Source organism: Agreia sp. PsM10, from assembly GCF_030433855.1.
Lineage (GTDB): Bacteria > Actinomycetota > Actinomycetes > Actinomycetales > Microbacteriaceae > Agreia.
Window position 1 is genome coordinate 93,884 of the sequence record NZ_JARUXC010000012.1, and the last position, 19,902, is coordinate 113,785.

The following is a 19,902-nucleotide window of genomic DNA, read 5'->3' on the forward strand; positions in this document are numbered from 1 at the left end:
CGTCACGCCTCCTGCGCGCAAGCAGGCGTCGTCGTCGCATCTCTGGTCGACGTGGCGATGGAGTAGAGACTCGTGGTCGCGGTGATGAAGAGTGTCGTGCCGTCGGGGCCGCCGAAGCACAGATTCGAGACGGTTTCAGGAACGGCGATGTGGCCCAGTCGGCCGCCGTCGGGTGAGTAGATGGTGACTCCTGACGCGGTCGAGGTCCATACGTTGCCCTCGATGTCGACCCGGAAGCCATCCGACATACCGTCCTCGATGACGGCGAAGACGCGGCCGTTCTTGCATCGGGTGCCGTCGACGTCGTATGCGCGGATGTGATGATTGCCGCCGACGGATCGCAGTGCGGCTGACGTATCGGAGACGTAGAGGATCGACCCGTCGGGCGAGAATGCCAGTCCGTTCGGCTCCTCGATGTCGATGATGACCGGTCGCGTCTCACCGGTCTCGAGATCGTGGCGGAAGACGAAATTGTCGCCATATTCTCGTTCGCCGGGGTGGCCCTCGATCGACACGACGATGCCGTAGGGCGGGTCGGAGAACCATATGCTGCCGTCTGCTGCCACGACGACGTCATTGGGTGAGTTCAGGCGCACCCCGTTGTAGGAATCGACGATCGGTGTGACGGCACCGCCCCGATCGCGTTCGACCCTTCTGCGTCCGTGGGAACACTGAATGACCGACCCGTCGCGATCGAGGGTCCGCCCGTTCGTGAACTCGACGTCGGTGGCATAGACGGAGAGGGACCCATCGATGGTGGAATACTCCAGGATCCGGTCAGCCGGAATGTCACTCCACCGGACGGACTGCGTCGCGGGTATCCATACGGGGCCTTCGGACCAGGTCGCACCCGTCCCGAGTACCGCGAGCTCGGCTCCAGTGGGAATCAATCCACTGAGACCGGATGTCTCGGGGGAACGAGCGTCCATGGTCACCTCCGTTGGTTGATAGCTACTACAGCACCACCGGAGTCGGCACGCAATGCAGTGTTCGAAATACCGAACGCTGTTTATTCCTCTGAATCAGGCGGCGACTCGACCTGCGCGTCCGCGAGCCCGGCCTGCGACATGAGCTCGTCGAGAACGAGGCCCACGGCACGCCTGGCCGCACGATCCGGGCGCATCAGAACCTCGATGCGCCGTCCGGCCCGCAGGTCGGTGAGGGGGAGCAGCACGTACCGCCCCGGCGCACGTTCCAGTGATGTGTTGCGTGGCAGCAGCGCGACCCCGTGGCCCGCGGCGACCAGCTTCTCGGTGAGGGGCAGGTGGGTGGTCCGGTGCACCACCTTGGCAGGGGCGCCCACCTGAGCCGACATCGCCTGAAGCACCCGATCGAGTGGGAAGTCGACCGGAACGCCGATCCAGTCCTCGTGGATGACGTCGGCAGGGGAGACCCTCCGGTGTGCGGCGAGGGGGTGACCGATCGGGAGAGCGACGTCGAGCGGCTCCCTCAGCAGGGGAACCACGCTCAGGCGCTCGCGGTCGGGCGGCAGTACATCGTCGGAGCGGTGAGCCACGACGATGTCGAAGTCGCTCGTGAGCGCGGCGAAGTCGTCCTGCGAGACGTCGCGGTCGGAGATCTCCAGCGTGATGCCGGGATGCGCGCGCATGCGCGTGAGCAGGCCGGGCACGAGGAGCTCGGCCGCCGAGTAGAAGATCGCGAGCCGCACGGTGCCGGATGCTCCGCCCTGGAACGCGCTCCAGGTCGTCTCAGCCTCGGCCATCGCGGTCGCCACGCGTACCGAGCTCGCTGCCAGCGCGTGCCCCGCGTCGGTGAGACGCACCCCTCGTCCGACACGTTCGACGAGTGCCGTGCCCATCTGCCTCTGCAGGGTGCGCAGCTGCTGCGACACGGCGCTCGGCGTCTTGCCGAGGGCGTCGGCGACCTCGGTGACGCTCCCGCGCTCGGCCAGCTCCCGAAGCAGGGCCAGGTGATTCAGATCCATGTAGGCAGGCTACAAAGTCGATGAGGTCGGATGCAATTGTCCTTCAGTGACATCTCGGACACGATGGGCACATGTCTCCTCGCGATCGACTCCTCGCCGTGCTCGTCGCCGTCTGCTGGGGACTCAACTTCCCGGCCACGGCGCTCGCCCTCGACCACTTCCCGCCGTTCTTCATGGTGGCCCTGCGGTTCGCCCTGATCGCGGTTCCGACGGTGCTGTTCGTGCCACGCCCGGAGATCCGGTTCCGCTGGCTGCTCGGCGCCGGGCTCGGCATCGGCCTCCTGCAGTTCGCCTTCCTCTACGCCGGCATGGCCGCCGGGATGCCGAGCGGACTCGCCTCGCTCGTGCTGCAGGCATCCGCGCCTTTCACCGTGCTGATCGCCGGTATCTGGCTGCGCGAGAGGATCACTCCGCGCCAGGCCACAGGCATAGCGATCGCCGTTCTGGGGCTCGCCGCGATCGCCGTGCACCGCGCCCAGGTGGCCGCCCTGCTGCCCGTCATCCTCACCCTGTGCGGAGCGCTCGGCTGGGCGATCGGCAACATCTCGACGCGCAAGGCCGAGGCGCCGAATCCGTTCCGTCTCACGCTCTGGATGTCGGTGGTGCCGCCGGTGCCGATGCTCGCGTTGGCCCTGTTGGTCGAGGGCCCGGATCGGATCGGCGACAGTCTCGCGACGAGCTTCACCCTGGACGCCCTCCCGGCCGTTCTCGGACTCCTCTACATCGTGCTCATCGCCACTCTCGTGGGCTACGGGATCTGGGGCGGCCTGCTCAAGCGGAATCCGTCGAGCGTCGTCGCTCCGTTCTCGATGCTGGTTCCGGTCGTGGGTGTGCTGGCCTCGTGGTTGGCCTTCGGCGAAGTGATCGACCAGGTCGAACTGATCGCGGGAATCTTCGTCGTGGGCGGTGTGCTCTTCGCGAGCACCCGACGCCGCCGTGTGGCGGTGGCGGCCGTGGGCTGACAGGATCGCTGCATGTCCCAGCGCATCTTCTCCGCATCAGACTTCCAGGATCCTCCCGCTCGCGGCGGGCGTTCGAACGGCCGATCAGGGGGCGGGTCGGTCGCGGCGCGTGTCGTCAGCGCCCTCGTCGCGCTGCTCATCACGGCTCCTGCGCTCCTTCTCGTGATGGCCGGTGGAGCACGCTCCTACTCCGAGACCCTCCAGCGCCTGAACACCGAGCCCGTGCCGGCGGCGATCCTGCTGCTCTCCGCGGGACTCGTGCTCGTGCTCATCGTCTCGTTGACCGGTCTCTTCTCCTCGCTCGGGCCGCTCGTCGCCGGTCTCGTCGCGACGGGCCTCGGCATCGCGTTCCTGGCGATCCCGACACTGTCGGGCACGCTCGCGGGAAGCCTGCCGGCCATGGGTGTGAGCCCGCTCAGTCTTCTCGTGTTCTGGTGCCAGTCCGGACTCCTGCTCGCGACCGGCATCGTGTTCCTCGGGGCGGCGCTCGGTCGGGCGATCGCAGCCCGCACGCACGGTGGTGGCAGAGGAGGGGTGAAGGCGGTCGTCTCCCTCGTCGTCGGTCTGGTCGCGACGCCTCTCGGCATCGTTCTGGTCGCCTTCGGGTCGGCCGGCCTCCTTCGCTCGTTCGGCACCGCCGCCGAGTCGACCACGCCGGTGCCGAGCACGCTCGGCCTGCTGCTCGCCGGGGCCGTCGTGCTGGCCGGTGTCGCCCTCACCTCGGGGTGGAGCTCCATCGGCGTCTCGGTGGCGGGCATCCTCTCCCTGCTCCTCGGCCTCCTCGCCGTGGTGCCGTCGGCCGTCGTCCGGATCTTCACGACGGCGTCGGGGCCGCTGGGCAGTGACGGGGCGAGCGGACTGGGCTCCGCCGTAGCTCTGGGATTCATCGCCGTGCTGGGCATCGTGTTCCTCGGATCGGCGGCCTCGGGTGCCAGGGCGCGACGCATCCGGCGCTGATCCGGCCGTGTACACTGACTACTGAACTTCGGCGAGGGATGCCGTTCGGCGTGCGATCACGTGCCCGGGCACATCCGTTATCGACGCGGTGGATGAGGCACGCAACACCCCTGTCTTTCCTCTCGCTACACGCGGTCGAGTTGAATCATTGACACTAACGATGCGGGCCTCACGGCTCGCCAAGGAGCACATTCTCATGGCTGACAAGAACACCCAGTCCGAAAACCGCGTTTCCGCCGAGGTCCGCACCTCGTTCGGCAAGGGCGCCGCGCGCAAGATCCGCGCAATCGGCAAGATCCCCGCCGTCCTCTACGGCCACGGAACGGAGCCGGTGCACATCACGCTGCCCGGCCACCAGGTCGCGCTCATCCTGCGCAAGGCGAACGCCGTTCTCGACCTCGACATCGAGGGCACCGAGCAGGCCGCGCTGGTCAAGGACGTTCAGAAGGACCCCGTGCTGCAGATCATCGAGCACATCGACCTCATCGTGCTGCGCAAGGGCGAGAAGGTCCAGGTCGAGGTCCCGATCCACGTCGAGGGAGAGTCCTTCGCCGGAACGCTGGCCTCGCTCGACGAGAACACGCTGCTCGTCGAGGTGCTGGCCATCAGCATCCCCGAGCGCATCACCGTCGACATCGAGGGTGCCGTCGAAGGCACCCAGATCTTCGCGAAAGACGTCGTGCTGCCCGAGGGCGCAACGCTGGTCAGCGACCCCGAGCTTCTCGTCATCAACGTCACCGTTCCCGAAGAGGCCGACCTCGGCGACTCGCTGAGCGCCGGCGACGAGGCCACGGGCACGCCCGAGACTGCCGAGTAGTTCACTGTCTGACAACGTCTGGCTCGTAGCCGGGCTCGGGAATCCCGGGCCCGGCTACGCTGGCAACCGGCACAATGTGGGCCAGATGGTGCTCGACGAGCTCGCGTCGCGCATCGGCTCGAAATTCGGCAGGCACAAGACGAATTCGACCGTGGCGGAGGGTTTTCTGCGCCCCGGCGGCCCGAAGCTGATCCTGGCCAAGCCCAACTCCTACATGAACAATTCGGGTGGCCCTGTCTCTCAGCTGCTCAACTTCTACAGCCTTGCCCCGTCTCGCCTGATCGTGGTGCACGACGAGCTCGACATCCCCTTCGACACGGTCCGGTTGAAGTCAGGGGGAGGCCCCGGCGGCCACAACGGTATCCGCGACATCATCAGCGCCGCGGGCACGCCCGAGTTCATCCGCGTGCGCGTGGGCGTGGGCCGCCCGCCCGGTCGTATGGATGCGGCGGACTTCGTGCTGCGCGACTTCTCCGGCACCGAGCGCCAGGCCCTGCCGAATCTCCTGGTGGATGCCGCGGACGCGGTCGAGAAGATCGCCGACGACGGTCTCACGGCCGCCCAGCAGCAATTTCATTCACCCGCGTGACGCCGAGTAGTATCGCACCGAAGCATCACGCATGTACCATGCTGCTTGGCAACCGCTCAGGGTTTGGTTGGAAATGTCACGCCAGACTGAGATTGGTGCTCTTTATCATCTTCTGGACTAACGGCTTACGAACGATTGTCCTCGAATGGTGGCGTCACGTCACGCTCGGACATGAAGTGAGTCTCTATGCGGCGCATTTCGTCTAGCCGCAGCCTCAGGAATCCGTCAAGATCTTTAACCAGAAGCGACTCGAGCGCCTTGAGCGGGATGGCGTGGCTAGTAAGAATTTTTGAATCTCGAGGCACTTCAGGCTTCAAGCCCTCCAACCAGGACTTCGCTTGTCGGCGATCGCTCATCTCATCATTCAGGATCCGGTTCGCGGGTCCCCGACGAAGCTCACGGTCTCCGGAAGTGTTTGAAATATAGCCGAGAGCTAACGGCCCATATGTCTGGACCTCCAGTTCGGGGGATTCGATGAGGTCTCCGTTCCGAGTGAGAGGCTTAAGTGAGAACAAGACAAGTAGAAGGACTCGTGTTCTGGCTGCTCGCATATCGAAAGATCTGGGAATCGGAACGGCTTGGGTTTTCATATCGAACGAAACAAACTTCGGATCTGATCGGTTGACTGCAACGTTATCGATGACGTCGCGCATCAAGGTGTTGACCCGGGACGGGTTAGCGCTACCGAACCAGGCGGAAAAGGACGAGACCCAGAACCATTTCTTGATCAGCGCTAGTTGGACGTCTGACGGGTCCGGGCAGGCAAAGAAGAATGACGAGATAACAAATAACTGCATCCCATAGGGAATGAGTCTTTCGGTCCTGACGCCTTCGTCTCGCAGGAACTCGATTGCTGCCGCAATACTGATATTGACACCCGGAATCACGCTTCTTAGTCTGCGGAGGAGTTCTTCTCTCCGTTCCAACGCGATACGAGTCCAGTCCGTCCGGTAGATGTCTTCGCCGATTGCTGCCAGCAGTGCACGAAGGACGAGCGTCCGATCTATTTCGCCGAATCCGACCGAATTTAGGTACTCCATCGTCTGAGTGATTTCCCCCGCCAAATCGAAAGGATCGACTGTGTCCTCCCGGTAAAGAAGGGCGGACACCATCTGGTCCGCCGTCATCGCCTGGCCCTTTGAGTTGAGGCGCGCAAATATTTCAACGGCTTCAGTTAGACCAGTCTGCTTTATCTGTATGACTGGAATCTTGTAGGTCTGAAATGTCCGGGACACAGCTTGCATCTCTTGAACGTAGGCGCGACCATTCAGGGGGTCCTGCACGATTACGCGCTGGCACTCCTCAAGGAATTCGAATGTGTCGAGAATGCGGGACATAGGGAATTGATGTGCACCAGGCGCTGTCCCAAGAGGCAAATGCTCAAAATAGGAATCCTTGATGTTGTAATAAATGTTCCAGACGGAGTCTTCGTCGCCTGGACCTTGCACCCGATCAGACTCGCCAACGAGTGCGCCCGCGATCGTAGAAAGTCGTTGGTGACCGTCGAGAATGTATAGAGCCGAAGACTGGGAATCAGAGCGGTCGCTGAGTCTTATGGGCCCCACGGAATCTAGTGTGACGATGTCAGTCGCTGTTTCCCAAGCCAAAAGACTTCCAATCGGGTATTGGAGATTAATGCTGTCTAGTAGGTCCAACATTTGATCAGGACGCCAAACGAATTTGCGCTGAAAGCGGGGGATCCGAATCTGTCCGTCCACCAACTGGCGTACGAGGTCGAAGATGAACACAATCTCGGGCTTGAGCTCGGAATACTGCTTTTGGTCACTCACGGCTAGGAAGCCTTTCTTATCTGGTCAACAATCGATTCAAATTCATGTACAGCATCAACTGATCTGAGGTCCTCAAGGGTGAATTCGCCTGACGGGTGATCCAGAAAATACGCCATTGCCCGTCCGAGCTTTCGATGCTCAAGGTCATCCTGGCTGAGACCGACGTATATCGCCGCCTCGTGACCCACGGGCAAATGCTTGAAACCATTTTTCATCGGAAAATGGTCGCGCTGCACTTGGCTCATGCCTTTAACGAAGTTCACATTTCTCTCCAGATCTTCTGACTGAAAAGTCGCCAAATATTCGTCAAGATGACGGTCGCTGAGATAATTTTCTATAGAGCGTTTTTCCAGCACGATCGCGGATGCCCCATGAGCACTGCATTCTTTCCGAACGTCCGACACTGATGTCGGCACATGCGAGGGATATTTAGAATCACCGTCCACCAGAACGATTAGTCGGTCCGGAACGCCTGTCTGCAAAGACTTCGCTCGTCGGCTGCGTACAATCTTTGACACTTCCTCGATGCCACCACCGTTGGAGAAGACGATGGGTGGCGAAGCGCTGTCAAAGGTTCGCACCAAGTCCGGTGAAAGGGCAGCAATTCCGCGCCTATAAAATAGGCCATCGTTTAACATGTTTTCGACAAGTAGAGTCAATGGCTGGGTTAAAAACAGCCGGCCGACCGAGAGACTGAGATCGACAGCTTCCGCAGGACCGTCACCGACAGTAATTGACGACTCGTACTTCGGATATTTCTGCGCATCTGCAAAAGACTTTTCGAATAATTCGCGGAAGCCAACGTGAGCGGTGAAAAATGCATCGAGGACATCTGTGTCTGGATCCGGCCCAGCCCACTCGTGCCACCCGTCGATGAGAGTCCATGTGATGGCAGCAAGGTCGTTCACCTCACCAGCCGTCAAACCTGAGTGGGCCACGGCGAGTTGCACTCTCAAGATTTAGCCGACTTGATGATTGCGCGGACTTCTTGAAGATCTTCCGAGAAGACACCATCGGGCCAGGAGTCCACCGCTCCATTCTTGTCGATCAATATCTCGCGAACCGACGATTGTTCATTAAGTCGGTCGAACCAGAGGATATTGACCATATCTGGACTCAGAAGCCCAGATGCGACATGGCGCCTCAATCGAAGGATCAGGTTTTCTGAGTGCGTCTCGAGGATTGTTTGGAAATTGGACTGCTGGTTTACAGCCTCGGTTGCTAGGTCTGCAATCCCGGCCTGGGCCGCGGGATGAAGGTGCACCTCGGGCTCCTCGATGGTGAGTATGGTGCTCTCATTCCGTCCACCAGTCACGGCCTTATAACTTGCGACAATAGGAAGAACCTGCTGCAAGCCTTGTCCGGATTGAGCTAAGTTCTGTGGATTCCTGACTCCGGCCTTGATCTGAAAGGACGACGCTTCAGCTTCGATGGTGAGGCGCGTACCTAAGTTTTTTTCGTACCATCCGTTGACTTGATCGAGGAGAGACTCGCTTGCCATCATGAGATAAGGAATCTCGCTGCCGTCTGAAAAGTTTGTCTCGTCAGGCTCACGATTCTCGTAAATCGGGCTTAGCGTGCGGCGAAGCGAAGAGATATGCGTAATGCCAGTCAACTCATCCCTGAGGCGGGCCAATTCTTCGTAGGTATCGATGTCGGTTCGCGGTGGCAGGAGGGGATGAAGTCCAATGAAATCGACATCCAAGACCGACAATCTGTCCTCTGTTGGACGAGATCTGCGGTCCCAATCGAGCCGCAGCGTTTCACCCATGTGATATCGGGAGATGAAGCCCTGGTTGCTCGTCGTTAGCGACTGACGGAGCTGTATGTCGACATCGAGTTTGCTCGATCTCCCAAGGACATCGGAGACAGAGAAACCCAGGCTGATCTGCCCATGCGGGTTCTGGCCATGAATCAAGTCGTTTAATGACGATCCGAAGCGGATTGAACCGACCGCAAGCGGGAGTGGGCCCATCGGGCGAGTTCGCTTAGGATCAATGGCCGCATTCAAGAGAAGGGGCAACCTAGTCGCAGCCGTTTTGCCGGAATTGTTCTTACCTATGAGGACAGTTATCGGACGAAGCGGAATGCTCGTTGATCCCGAGAAAGATTTATAGTTGGTGACTCTAAGTTCATCGAGCATGGGTCGAATGTATCCACTTATGCCGGCCCATCAGAGCCGACGCGCGTGAATTGTTCGCATAGAACGATTTTGAACGTGTACACCTGATGCCGATTCGAGTACAGATGTGCTCGTTAGGTCTCGTCGATATCAAGGCCCGCCAGTAGCGGCCTTGAAGAGTCAGCCGACGGAGCTGAAGATTTCCGGAGCCGACGCGAAGGTCACGCCGTAGAACACGACGAACGAGATCACGGGCGTCGCCACGGCCAGGGCCATGGCCACGATTCCGAACCCCCGGCCGCGCTTCTTGATCGTGGCGATCAGGCCCTGCACGAGGGCCCACAGGCCCAGCAGGGTTCCGCCGACGAAGTACGCCATGCTCAGCACGCCGAAGGCGGCGACACCGGGATCGTCTGCTGAGACGGCCGACTGGTCGATCGTGCCGCCGTCGGTGATCATCTGCCCGGCGAGGGGCGCGAAGGCGAGCCCGGCGACGACCGAGAGCACGAGAGCGAACACGAGCACCACGAGGGCCGCGATGAAGGCGACCACGCCGAGGGTCTTCGGCAGCGCCGGAGGCGCGTTGTGGAACACCGCGGCCGACGGGACGTGGCTCGACGCGGCGAACGGACTCTGCTGCGCGGGCGCCGCAGGTGTGTGCGGCGCGGGCGGCTGCGGCTGCTGCTGCGACTCGGGGGCGTATTCGCCGAAGCGCGGTCGCGGCCGCTCGTCGCGAACCGGCTCGGATGGCTCGATGGGGGGAACGTGGGACATTCACCGAACTCTACCCGCGCCCGGGGGTGCGTGTCGGTGGGCCCGCGTAAGCTTGAACGGTGATCCTCCAGGGCTTGACTCGTGCGCTTTCGCGCGCCTCCACGTTCGACAACGCCCTCGCGTACGCGGCACGCGATGTGGACTTCTCGCTCACCGAGGGGCTGCGGGCTCCTCTTCTCGCCGGTCTTCTCGACCAGCGTGGGGCGAACGATCTCCCGCAGGCGCTGCTGGTCGTGACCGCCACCGGCCGCGAGTCCGAGATGCTCCGCGGCACCCTCGCATCCATGAGCCCCGACGCCGAGATCGTCGAGTTCCCGGCGTGGGAGACCCTGCCCCACGAGCGTCTCAGCCCGAGTGCCGAGATCGTCGGCAAGCGCATCGACGCGCTGCGCCGGCTCGCCACGTGGAACGGCGAGAAGCCGATCGTCGTCGTCGCCTCGGTGCGCGCGGCTCTGCAGCCCCTCGCCGACAATCTGGCCGACCTCGAACCCATCCACCTGGTCACGGGTGGTCGGGGGTACGACCTCGCCCGGCTCTCGCTCGACCTGGTGAACCTGGCGTACTCGCGCGTCGACATGGTCACGCGCCGAGGCGAATACGCGGTGCGCGGCGGAATCCTCGACGTGTTCCCTCCTGTGGCCGAGCACCCGTATCGCGTCGACTTCTTCGGCGACGAGGTCGAGTCCATCCGCGCATTCTCCGTGGCCGACCAGCGGTCGCTCGACACGGCTGTTCCCAGCGTCGACCTGCCGCCCAGCCGCGAGCTGCTGCTCTCCGACGCGGTGCGCCAGCGCGCCCGTGAGATGCAGCACGAGTTCCCGAGCATCGCCGGTCTGCTCGCCAAGATCGCCGAGGGCATCCCGGTCGAGGGCATGGAGTCGCTGGCCCCCGCCCTGCTCGACAGGCTGGTCACGGTCGCCCACTACCTGCCCGCGGGCGCAGCCATCGCTGTTCTCTCGCCCGAGAAGGTCGCGAGCCGCGCCGTCAGTCTCGCCGAGACGAACCGAGAGTTCCTCGCCGCGGCCTGGACGGCCGCGACCGCGGGCGCCGAGGCGCCCATCGACCTCACCAGCGGCGAGTTCATCACGCTCAACGATCTGCGGGCCGCCGCCGGCACCGATCGCGCCTGGTGGACCCTGTCGACCTTCCAGTCGGCGCCGGGCGCGGCCGATGGGCTCATCGAGGTGCTGCCCGAGCACCGCGATATCGAGGAGCACCTCACGGTGCGCATCGACGCCGATCCGGTGCCGAGCTTCCAGGGCAACGTCGACGGCGCGATCGAGCATGTGCGCGGCCTCGTCGCCGACGGCTGGACGGTGGCGGTGGTCGCCCAGGGCGCCGGCCTCGTCGAGCGGGCCGCCGACGTCCTGGCCGAGAACGAGATCGCGGCGCGCGTCGTCGACCTCTTCCCCGACGACGCCGAATCGGGCGTCGCCTACCTGCTGAAGGCCACGGTCGACCACGGTTTCCAGCTGCCCGAGATCAAGCTCGCGCTCATCGCCGAGTCCGAGTTCTACGGGCGCACCGTGGGCTACGACTCCCGCCAGGTCAAGAAGCTGGCCTCACGGCGGCGCAACGTCGTCGACCCCCTGCAGCTCAAGCAGGGCGACTACGTCGTTCACACCACCCACGGCATCGGCAAGTTCATCGAATTGACGCAGCGCGAGGTCAAGTCTGGCGGGCGCAACCCCATCAAGACCACCCGCGAATACCTCGTCATCGAGTACGCGCCCTCTAAGCGCGGCTATCCCGGCGACAAGCTCTACGTGCCCACAGATCAGCTCGACCTCCTGTCGCGCTACGTCGGCGGCGAGGCGCCGGGTCTGTCGAAGATGGGCGGCAGCGACTGGTCTGCAGCCAAGGGAAAGGCCCGCAAGGCCGTGCGCGACATCGCGGTCGAGCTCGTCAAGCTCTACTCGGCGCGCATGGCGTCGAAGGGCCACGCTTTCGGTCCGGACACTCCCTGGCAGCGCGAGCTCGAAGAGGCGTTCCCCTTCGCCGAGACGCCCGACCAGCTCACCGTGATCGACGAGGTGAAGGCCGACATGGAGCGGCCCATTCCCATGGATCGACTGCTGTCGGGCGACGTCGGCTTCGGCAAGACCGAGGTCGCCGTGCGTGCCGCCTTCAAAGCGGTGCAAGACGGCAAGCAGGTGGCCGTGCTCGTACCCACCACACTGCTCGTGCGGCAGCACCTCGAGACCTTCCAGGAGCGCTTCGCCGGATTCCCGGTTCACCTCCGCCCCTTGAGCCGGTTCCAGACCGAGAAGGAGTCAAAGGAGACGATCGCCGGAATGAAGGACGGCACCGTCGACGTGGTGATCGCCACGCACCGGCTGCTCTCCGAGAACATCGGCTTCAAAGACCTCGGCCTCATGATCATCGACGAGGAGCAGCGCTTCGGTGTCGAGCACAAAGATGCGCTGAAGAAGCTCAAGACCAACGTCGACATCCTCTCGATGAGCGCCACCCCCATTCCCCGCACACTCGAGATGGCGGTCACCGGCATCCGTGAGATGTCGACGCTCGCCACCCCGCCAGAAGACCGGCACCCGATCCTCACCTTCGTCGGTCCCTACTCCGACAAGCAGGTCGGGGCCGCCATTCGGCGCGAACTGCTGCGCGAGGGCCAGGTCTTCTTCGTACACAACCGCGTCTCGAGCATCAACAAGGTCGCCGCGCAGCTCGCCGAGCTCGTTCCCGAGGCGCGCATCGGTGTGGCGCACGGCCAGCTCGGAGAGCACCAGCTCGAACAGGTGATCGTCGACTTCTGGGAGCGCAAGTTCGACGTGCTCGTGTCGACGACCATCATCGAGACAGGCCTCGACATCGCCAACGCGAACACGCTCATCGTCGATCGGGCCGACAAGTACGGCCTCAGCCAGTTGCACCAGCTGCGAGGGCGAGTGGGCCGCGGGCGCGAGCGGGCATACGCCTACCTGCTCTACGACGAGCACAAGCCGCTCACCGAGCTGGCGAACGACCGGCTCACCACCCTGGCGGCCAACAACGAGCTCGGCTCGGGCATCCAGGTGGCACTGAAAGACCTCGAGATCCGTGGTGCCGGAAACCTGCTCGGCGGCGAGCAGTCGGGCCACATCGCGGGCGTCGGCTTCGACCTCTACCTGCGCATGATCGGCGAGGCCGTGTCGACCTTCCGAGGAGACGTTGCCGAGGGCCAGACCGAGCTCCGGCTCGAGCTTCCGGTCGACGCCCACATCCCCGACGACTACGTCGACAGCGAGCGGCTGCGCCTCGAGGCCTACCAGAAGCTCTCGACCGCCAGTTCGCCCACGTCGAACGACGAGCAGATCGACCTCGTCATCGACGAGCTCACCGACCGTTACGGCCAGCCCCCGGCGCAGGTCGCGAACCTCGTGGCGGTGTCGCGCCTGCGTCGCCAGGCCCAGAAGTCCGGTCTCGGCGAGGTCGTGACGATGGGGTCGAACCTGCGCCTGGCTCCGGCCGACCTTCCCGACTCCATCCAGGTGCGCATGCGCCGCATGTACCCCGACGCGAAGTACTTCGCCCAGGCGGCGGCCGTCTCCATTCCGCTGCCCGTCGTCGACGGCGAAGTTCTGGAGGACGCCGCCCTCATCGACTGGACGAAGAGCGTGCTCACGGCGCTCTTTCCTGCGCCGGTGGTGGCAGAGAAGGAGACGCAGTCGTGACCTATCCGAAGCTCGACGAGCTCGTTCGCACGGTCGCTCGACTGCGCGGTCCGGGCGGTTGCGCCTGGGACGCGGAACAGACGCACGAGTCGCTCGTGCAGTACCTCGTGGAAGAGAGCTACGAGCTCGTCGAGGCGCTCGAGTCGGGAACACGCGACGACATCATCGAGGAGCTGGGCGACGTGCTCTACCAGGTGCTGTTCCACGCCGACCTCGCGGCGCACACGCCCGGTGAGGATTTCGACATCGAGACGGTCGCCGAACGCATGACCGCGAAGATGATCGGCAGGCATCCGCACGTCTTCGGCGACGCCGTCGCCCACACGGCTGACGACGTGGTGGCGGTCTGGGACGACCTGAAGGCCGTCGAGAAGCCGGGTCGCACGAGCGTGCTCGACGGCATCCCGCAGGGCATGCCGGCGCTCGCGCTCGCCGACAAGGTCATCGGGCGGGCGCAGAAGATCGGTGTGCTCGAGAAAGATTCAACGGGGTCGATCCCCATGCAGTCCGAAGACGAGCTGGGTGGCCTGCTGCTGGCGATCGTGGCATCGGCCAAGGCACAAGGCCTCGATGCCGAGCGCGCGCTGCGCTCCACGCTGCGCGAGCTGCAGAACGAGATCCGCGAGTCCGAGGCCGACGTCGCCAATGCCGACGATCAATAGAATCGAACAATGGCTTCTGCAGTAACCCCTCCCCGTGGCATGCGCGATTTCCTCCCTCGAGAGAAGGCCGCGAGGGAGCACGCCCTCGCCGTGATCCGTCGCAGCTACTCGGCGCACGGCTTCGACGAGATCGAGACTCCGGTGATGGAAGACATCCAGCGCCTGCACTCGGGCCTCGGCGGCGACAATGAAAAGCTGTCGTTCAGTGTGCTGAAGCGCGGCATCGAGAAGTCCGACCTCGAGGCGGCGGTCGACGCCGACGACGCGCAGGCCCTCGCCGACCTCGGGCTGCGCTTCGACCTCACCGTTCCCCTTGCACGTTTCTACGCCACTCACAGGGCGGAGCTTCCCGCGGTCTTCCGCAGCGTGCAGATCGCGCCCGTGTGGAGGGCGGAGCGGCCGCAGAAGGGCCGCTACCGGCAGTTCATGCAGTGCGACATCGACATCATCGGCGATGCCTCCGCGCTCGCCGAGGTCGAGCTGATCTCCGCGACGCTCTCGACGTTGGATGCGCTCGGCCTGCAGGGGTGCACTGTGCGCATCAACGACCGTCGGCTGCTCATCGGCATGCTCGAGCTGTTCGGGTTTCCGACCGAGAGTCACGAGGCGGTTCTGATCGTGATCGACAAGATCGACAAGGTCGGCACAGCGGGCGTGGTCGACGAGCTGCGCACCAAGTCTCCCCAGCTGGCCGGAGCCACCGACGCGCTGGAGGCGTTCTTCCTGCGCCCGCAGGACCGCATGATGCGCCCGTTCGGCCACGACGCCATCGCGCATGCTCTGCCCGAGGGCATCGACGCCGAGCTCGTCGCCGAGCTCGCCTCGATCGGCGACGCGCTCGACGCCGACCGCATCCGATTCGACCCGTTCCTCGTGCGAGGCATGGGGTACTACACGGGCACCATCTTCGAGATCGCGCACCCCGACTTCTCGTTCTCGCTCGGGGGCGGCGGGCGCTACGACGGCATGATCGGTCGGTTCCTGGGAACGGATGTTCCCGCCGTCGGCTTCTCCATCGGGTTCGAGCGCATCGTCGACCTCGTCGACCTCCCCGACCAGAAGGCGACGGAGTCGGTGGCGCTGCTGCACGACGCCTCGACCTCCGCGGTGCTGCTGCAGTCGCTGAAGACCGAGCTGATCGCATCCGGATCGCGGGTGCGGCTCGAGCGCAAGGCCAAGAACGCCAAACTGCAGCTCGAACGGCTCTCCGCGGCGGGCTTCACGCGCGTGGCCACCGTGCAGACCGCAGACCAGAGCGTCGACGACCTGAGATTCCGCGCACTGGGGCAGTAGACCATAGCCAGGCTATACACTGAATCAAGTGAACAGCGAACTCAGCACCATTCTCGGCGACCTCGTATCGGTCACCCACCGTCTCACCCGCCTCGCTGCGCAGGCCACCGGCGATTCGACGTCACCTGCCACCTGGCGCACGCTCAGCGTGCTCACCTCCTTCGGCCCCATGCGTCTCGGCGAACTCGCCAAGCACAGCCGGGTCAGCCAACCCACCATGACCAAGATCGTCGCCAACCTCAACGAGGTGGAGTGGATCAAGCGCATCGCCGACAGCACCGATGCGCGCGCCTGGCAGATCGCCATCGCGCCGAAGGGCCAGCGCGCCCTCGCCGACTGGCGCGACCGTCTCGGCGAGGCGCTCGAACCGCTCTTCGAGGAGCTCGACCCCGATGATGTCGCCGTGCTGCAGCGCACGGTCGACCTGCTCGAGTGCAGCATCGCCGTGCGCGGCGAGGTCATCGCCGCCTGACCCACGTGGCGGCCGCACGGCCCACCCCCTGACGACCCCCGGAGAAATCCGGGGGTCGTTGCGGTTTATCAACTACTTCGCTATAGTTGATGCAAGTCAACTTTCTCCTCATCGATGAGCGGTGGGGAGTTTTCTTTTGGGAGTTCCGTGTCCACTCGTTCCATCGCCGAATCGCAACCCGGCACCACGTCGACCGGCATGACCCAGCGCCAGACCCTTCAGGCGCTGTCCGGTCTGCTGCTCGGCATGTTCGTCGCCCTCCTCGCCTCGACCGTCGTCTCGAGCTCGCTGCCGAAGATCATCGGCGACCTCAACGGAAACCAGGCCGCATTCACCTGGGTGGTCACGGCCACCCTGCTCGCCACCACCGTGTCGACGCCCATCTGGGGCAAGCTCGCCGACCTCACGAACCGCAAGCTGCTCATCCAGATCTCGCTGGTCATCTTCACCCTCGGGTCGATGCTGGCGGGCTTCTCGCAGGACACGGGCACGCTGATCCTGTTCCGCGTTCTGCAGGGTCTCGGTGCCGGCGGTCTCACAGCGCTCGTGCAGGTCGTGATGGCCGACATCATCAGCCCTCGTGAGCGCGGCAAGTACATGGGCCTGCTCGGCGCGGTCATGGCCGTGGCCACCGTCGGCGGGCCGCTGGTGGGCGGCATCGTCACCGACTCGATCGGATGGCGCTGGAACTTCTACATCGCGGTTCCCTTCGCCGTCGCCGCCATCATCCTGCTCCAGTTCACGCTGAAGCTGCCGAAGATCCGCAAGAAGGTCACCATCGACTACCTGGGCGCGGTGCTGATCGCGGCCGGCGTCTCCCTTCTGCTCATCTGGGTCACGCTCGCGGGCAACAACTTCGAGTGGAACTCGTGGCAGACCTACCTCATGGTGGGCGGCAGCATCGTGCTTCTCGGCCTGGCCGTGTGGGTCGAGCTCACGGTGAAGGAGCCCATCATCCCGATGACGCTGTTCACGAACCGCACGTTCACCCTGGCGGTCGTCGCCAGCATCTCCGTCGGTGTCGCCATGTTCGGCACGAGCGTCTTCCTGGGTCAGTACATGCAGTTGGCCCGCGGCGCCACGCCGACGGAGTCCGGTCTGCTGACGATCCCGATGATCGGTGGCGTGCTCGTCTCCTCGACCATCGTCGGACAGCTGATCAGCCGCACCGGCAAGTGGAAGCGCTACATGGTCGCCGGATCCATCCTGCTCACCATCGGCGTCTCGCTGATGTCGACGCTGCGCTACGACACGAGCTACGTTCTCGTCGCGGTCTTCATGTTCATCATGGGATCCGGCGTCGGAATGGTCATGCAGAACCTCGTGCTCGTCGTGCAGAACTCCGTCGACCCCCGCCAGCTCGGTGTGGCCAGTGCGTCGGTCGCCTTCTTCAGGAGCCTCGGCGGAACGATCGGAGTCTCGGTCATGGGAGCCGTGCTCGGCACGCAGGTGGCGCAGTTCGTGAAAGACGGATTGGCGTCGCTCGGCGCGGCCGGAGCGCAGGCCGCCCAGGGGCTGAGCGGGGGAGCGATCCCCGATCTGAGCACGCTGCCGGCGCCGGTGCGCGTGATCGTCGAGGCCGCCTACGGCCACGCGATCGGAGACGTGTTCATGCTCGCGATTCCGCTGGCCGTGATCACGGTCGTCGCCATCGCCCTGCTGCCCGCCAAGCCTCTCGGCACGATGACCGCTCTCGAGCAGATGACGGACACTCCGGCCGACACTCTCGTGGCCGTGAGCGCCGACGAGGTCGGCGCGACGCCCCGAACCGGCTCGATGCCCGCCGTGAGAGAACGGTAATCTGGTGGCTGTGACCGACCCGACGATTTCAGAGCAGGAGCTGATGCTCGGAATCGAGGCCGGCATCGTGCAGCTCTTCCGTTCCGGTCGGTCCGCCCTGCGGGACTACGCAAAGGGGTTCCACCCCGATCTGCAGCCCACCGGCTTCAACATCCTGCGCATGATCTTCACGTGCGCTCCGGCGCAGGCCAGCACGATCATCCAGCAGATGGGGCTCGACAAGAGCGCCGTGAGCAGGCAGATCAAGGTGCTGCGCGACCTCGGCCTGGTCGACACCCAGCCGGATCCGCACGACGGGCGATCGAGCTTCCTCGTTCCCACGCCGCTGGCTGAGGAGCGCATGGAGATCCTGCGGCAGCGGGTGAAGAACGACTATCGCGACAGACTCGGCGAATGGACCTCCGACGATCTCGCGACCTTCTCGGCGCTTCTCGCCCGCTTCAACGCCAGCGACCCGAGGGCCTGACTCAGCCACGCGCATCCGGCGGGTCGTTAGACTTGCGAGCGGACAGCGGAAGGCGCTCTCCATGCAAACCACCTTGCTCTGATAGAGGAGATACACCAGTGGCATTGATCGAAGCCGTAGGCGCTCGCGAGATTCTTGATTCCCGGGGAAACCCGACCGTTGAGGTAGAGGTGCTGCTCGAAGACGGCATCGTCTCGCGCGCGGCCGTTCCCTCGGGAGCCTCCACCGGTGCCTTCGAGGCATACGAACTGCGCGACGGCGACAAGAGCCGTTACCTCGGCAAGGGCGTGCAGAAGGCCGTCGCCGCCGTGATCGACGAGCTCGGCCCGGCGATCGAGGGACTCGACGCCACCGACCAGCGCCTGATCGATGCCGAGCTCATCAACGTCGACGGCACCGAGAACAAGAAGCGCGTGGGCGCCAACGCCATCCTCGGCGTCTCGCTCGCCGTGGCCAAGGCCGCCGCCGACTCGGCCGACCTGCCCCTGTTCCGCTACGTCGGAGGGCCGAACGCGCACACGCTGCCCGTTCCGCTGCTCAACATCATCAACGGCGGGTCGCACGCCGACAACGACATCGACGTGCAGGAGTTCATGATCGTTCCCCTGGGTGCGGAGTCGTTCTCCGAGGCTCTGCGCTGGGGCGTCGAGACCTACCACTCGCTCAAGTCGCTGCTGCACTCCAAGGGTCTGAGCACCGGACTCGGCGACGAGGGCGGATTCGCCCCCAACCTGTCGAGCAACCGCGAGGCTCTCGACCTCATCGCCCAGGCGATCCAGAACGCCGGTTTCACACTCGGAAGCGACATCGCGCTCGCCACCGACGTGGCCGCGAGCGAGTTCTACAAGGACGGCTCGTACCACTTCGAGGGCAAGCAGCTCTCGGCTCTCGAGCTCACGGCGTACTTCGCCGACCTGGCCGCCAACTACCCGCTGGTCTCGATCGAGGACCCGCTGCAGGAGGACGACTGGGAGGGCTACCAGCACTTCACCGCAGAGCTCGGATCGAAGCTGCAGATCGTCGGAGACGACCTGTTCGTCACGAACCCCGTTCGCCTGCAGAAGGGCCTCGACCTCGGCGCCGGCAACTCGATCCTGGTGAAGGTCAACCAGATCGGAACGCTCACCGAGACGCTCGACGCCGTCAGCCTGGCCCAGCGCCACGGCTACACCGCGATCCTGTCGCACCGCTCCGGCGAGACGGAAGACACCACCATCGCCGACCTCGCCGTCGCCACCGACTCGGGCCAGATCAAGACCGGAGCGCCTGCCCGCAGCGAGCGCGTCGCTAAGTACAATCAGCTTCTGAGGATCGAAGAGGAGCTGGGCGACGCCGCGTTCTACGCCGGCCGCACGGCCTTCCCGCGTTTCAAGGGCTAGAGCCTCACCGGCCGAGAACCCACCCGAACGAAAGGCGCTCGATGCGCAAGCCGACACTGGGCATGCCCCTCGGGGCGCCCTCGTCGCACGACGCACCGGCGCCGAGGAATTGGGGCCCCCCCCCCGGGGGGGGCCCTTCCCCGGTCCCCCCCCCCCCCCCCCCGCAATTAATCATTCCCCGGGCGGGGGTTACCCTACTGTTA

17 protein-coding genes are annotated in these 19,902 nt (G+C 64.3%); 11 read left to right on the forward strand and 6 right to left on the reverse strand.

Going from position 1 to position 19,902, the window contains the following annotated elements:
• Positions 1–2: 2 nt before the first annotated feature.
• Both QCD70_RS14650 and QCD70_RS14655 read right to left on the reverse strand, forming a co-directional pair.
• Positions 3–929: an SMP-30/gluconolactonase/LRE family protein gene (locus QCD70_RS14650; protein WP_301217542.1), complete on the reverse strand. Its 927-nt coding sequence runs from the start codon at positions 927–929 to the stop codon at positions 3–5.
• 80 nt (positions 930–1,009) lie between these two features.
• Positions 1,010–1,945, reverse strand: a complete 936-nt coding sequence (locus QCD70_RS14655) for a LysR family transcriptional regulator (RefSeq protein WP_301217544.1) — start codon at positions 1,943–1,945, stop codon at positions 1,010–1,012.
• Between the two features lie 71 nt (positions 1,946–2,016).
• Here QCD70_RS14655 and QCD70_RS14660 point away from each other — a divergent pair, with 71 nt between their 5' ends.
• From QCD70_RS14660 to pth, 4 genes are all read left to right on the forward strand, one after another.
• Positions 2,017–2,907 (forward strand): EamA family transporter, encoded by an 891-nt coding sequence (locus QCD70_RS14660; RefSeq protein WP_301217546.1) that lies wholly within the window; start codon positions 2,017–2,019, stop codon positions 2,905–2,907.
• Positions 2,908–2,919: 12 nt separating this feature from the next.
• On the forward strand, positions 2,920–3,864 hold the full coding sequence (locus QCD70_RS14665) for a hypothetical protein (protein ID WP_301217548.1): 945 nt from the start codon (positions 2,920–2,922) through the stop codon (positions 3,862–3,864).
• 196 nt (positions 3,865–4,060) lie between these two features.
• Positions 4,061–4,681: a 50S ribosomal protein L25/general stress protein Ctc gene (locus tag QCD70_RS14670; protein WP_055948459.1), complete on the forward strand. Its 621-nt coding sequence runs from the start codon at positions 4,061–4,063 to the stop codon at positions 4,679–4,681.
• 4 nt (positions 4,682–4,685) lie between these two features.
• Entirely contained in the window at positions 4,686–5,270 is a 585-nt protein-coding gene (gene pth, locus QCD70_RS14675) for an aminoacyl-tRNA hydrolase (RefSeq protein WP_301217577.1), read from the forward strand.
• Positions 5,271–5,395: 125 nt separating this feature from the next.
• Here the strand turns inward: pth and QCD70_RS14680 are convergent, their stop codons facing one another.
• The 4 genes from QCD70_RS14680 to QCD70_RS14695 all read right to left on the reverse strand — a co-directional run bounded on the left by QCD70_RS14680 (position 5,396) and on the right by QCD70_RS14695 (position 9,956).
• On the reverse strand, positions 5,396–7,060 hold the full coding sequence (locus tag QCD70_RS14680) for a DUF262 domain-containing protein (RefSeq protein WP_301217551.1): 1,665 nt from the start codon (positions 7,058–7,060) through the stop codon (positions 5,396–5,398).
• A 2-nt stretch (positions 7,061–7,062) separates the two neighbouring features.
• Positions 7,063–7,998, reverse strand: coding sequence for a hypothetical protein (locus QCD70_RS14685; RefSeq protein ID WP_301217553.1), 936 nt, complete (start codon positions 7,996–7,998; stop codon positions 7,063–7,065).
• A 14-nt stretch (positions 7,999–8,012) separates the two neighbouring features.
• On the reverse strand, positions 8,013–9,203 hold the full coding sequence (locus tag QCD70_RS14690; RefSeq protein ID WP_301217555.1) for an AAA family ATPase: 1,191 nt from the start codon (positions 9,201–9,203) through the stop codon (positions 8,013–8,015).
• 159 nt (positions 9,204–9,362) lie between these two features.
• Positions 9,363–9,956: a hypothetical protein gene (locus tag QCD70_RS14695; RefSeq protein ID WP_301217557.1), complete on the reverse strand. Its 594-nt coding sequence runs from the start codon at positions 9,954–9,956 to the stop codon at positions 9,363–9,365.
• 59 nt (positions 9,957–10,015) lie between these two features.
• Here QCD70_RS14695 and mfd point away from each other — a divergent pair, with 59 nt between their 5' ends.
• The 7 genes from mfd to eno all read left to right on the forward strand — a co-directional run bounded on the left by mfd (position 10,016) and on the right by eno (position 19,699).
• Entirely contained in the window at positions 10,016–13,627 is a 3,612-nt protein-coding gene (gene mfd, locus QCD70_RS14700; RefSeq protein WP_301217559.1) for a transcription-repair coupling factor, read from the forward strand.
• Positions 13,624–14,289 (forward strand): MazG family protein, encoded by a 666-nt coding sequence (locus QCD70_RS14705; protein WP_301217561.1) that lies wholly within the window; start codon positions 13,624–13,626, stop codon positions 14,287–14,289. The genes mfd and QCD70_RS14705 overlap by 4 nt, the downstream gene beginning before the upstream one ends.
• 9 nt (positions 14,290–14,298) lie before the next feature.
• Complete coding sequence (gene hisS, locus QCD70_RS14710; protein ID WP_301217563.1) at positions 14,299–15,582, forward strand: histidine--tRNA ligase; 1,284 nt, start codon at positions 14,299–14,301, stop codon at positions 15,580–15,582.
• Between the two features lie 28 nt (positions 15,583–15,610).
• The gene (locus tag QCD70_RS14715) at positions 15,611–16,054 is read left to right on the forward strand and encodes a MarR family winged helix-turn-helix transcriptional regulator (protein WP_301217565.1); all 444 of its coding nucleotides are present in this window, start codon (positions 15,611–15,613) and stop codon (positions 16,052–16,054) included.
• A 198-nt stretch (positions 16,055–16,252) separates the two neighbouring features.
• On the forward strand, positions 16,253–17,854 hold the full coding sequence (locus tag QCD70_RS14720) for an MDR family MFS transporter (RefSeq protein ID WP_301217579.1): 1,602 nt from the start codon (positions 16,253–16,255) through the stop codon (positions 17,852–17,854).
• A gap of 10 nt (positions 17,855–17,864) precedes the next feature.
• The gene (locus tag QCD70_RS14725; protein ID WP_301217567.1) at positions 17,865–18,320 is read left to right on the forward strand and encodes a MarR family winged helix-turn-helix transcriptional regulator; all 456 of its coding nucleotides are present in this window, start codon (positions 17,865–17,867) and stop codon (positions 18,318–18,320) included.
• Positions 18,321–18,418: 98 nt separating this feature from the next.
• On the forward strand, positions 18,419–19,699 hold the full coding sequence (eno, locus tag QCD70_RS14730; protein WP_044439059.1) for a phosphopyruvate hydratase: 1,281 nt from the start codon (positions 18,419–18,421) through the stop codon (positions 19,697–19,699).
• The last annotated feature ends 203 nt before the right edge of the window (positions 19,700–19,902 follow it).

Bases quoted from the DNA above. Each gene is read 5' to 3' on its own strand.
- QCD70_RS14690 (WP_301217555.1), bottom strand. From the start codon at position 9,203: ATGCTCGATGAACTTAGAGTCACCAACTATAAATCTTTCTCGGGATCA.
- QCD70_RS14655 (WP_301217544.1), bottom strand. From the start codon at position 1,945: ATGGATCTGAATCACCTGGCCCTGCTTCGGGAGCTGGCCGAGCGCGGG.
- QCD70_RS14695 (WP_301217557.1), bottom strand. From the start codon at position 9,956: ATGTCCCACGTTCCCCCCATCGAGCCATCCGAGCCGGTTCGCGACGAG.
- QCD70_RS14720 (WP_301217579.1), top strand. From the start codon at position 16,253: ATGACCCAGCGCCAGACCCTTCAGGCGCTGTCCGGTCTGCTGCTCGGC.
- hisS (WP_301217563.1), top strand. From the start codon at position 14,299: ATGGCTTCTGCAGTAACCCCTCCCCGTGGCATGCGCGATTTCCTCCCT.
- QCD70_RS14660 (WP_301217546.1), top strand. From the start codon at position 2,017: ATGTCTCCTCGCGATCGACTCCTCGCCGTGCTCGTCGCCGTCTGCTGG.
- QCD70_RS14665 (WP_301217548.1), top strand. From the start codon at position 2,920: ATGTCCCAGCGCATCTTCTCCGCATCAGACTTCCAGGATCCTCCCGCT.
- QCD70_RS14670 (WP_055948459.1), top strand. From the start codon at position 4,061: ATGGCTGACAAGAACACCCAGTCCGAAAACCGCGTTTCCGCCGAGGTC.
- QCD70_RS14650 (WP_301217542.1), bottom strand. From the start codon at position 929: ATGGACGCTCGTTCCCCCGAGACATCCGGTCTCAGTGGATTGATTCCC.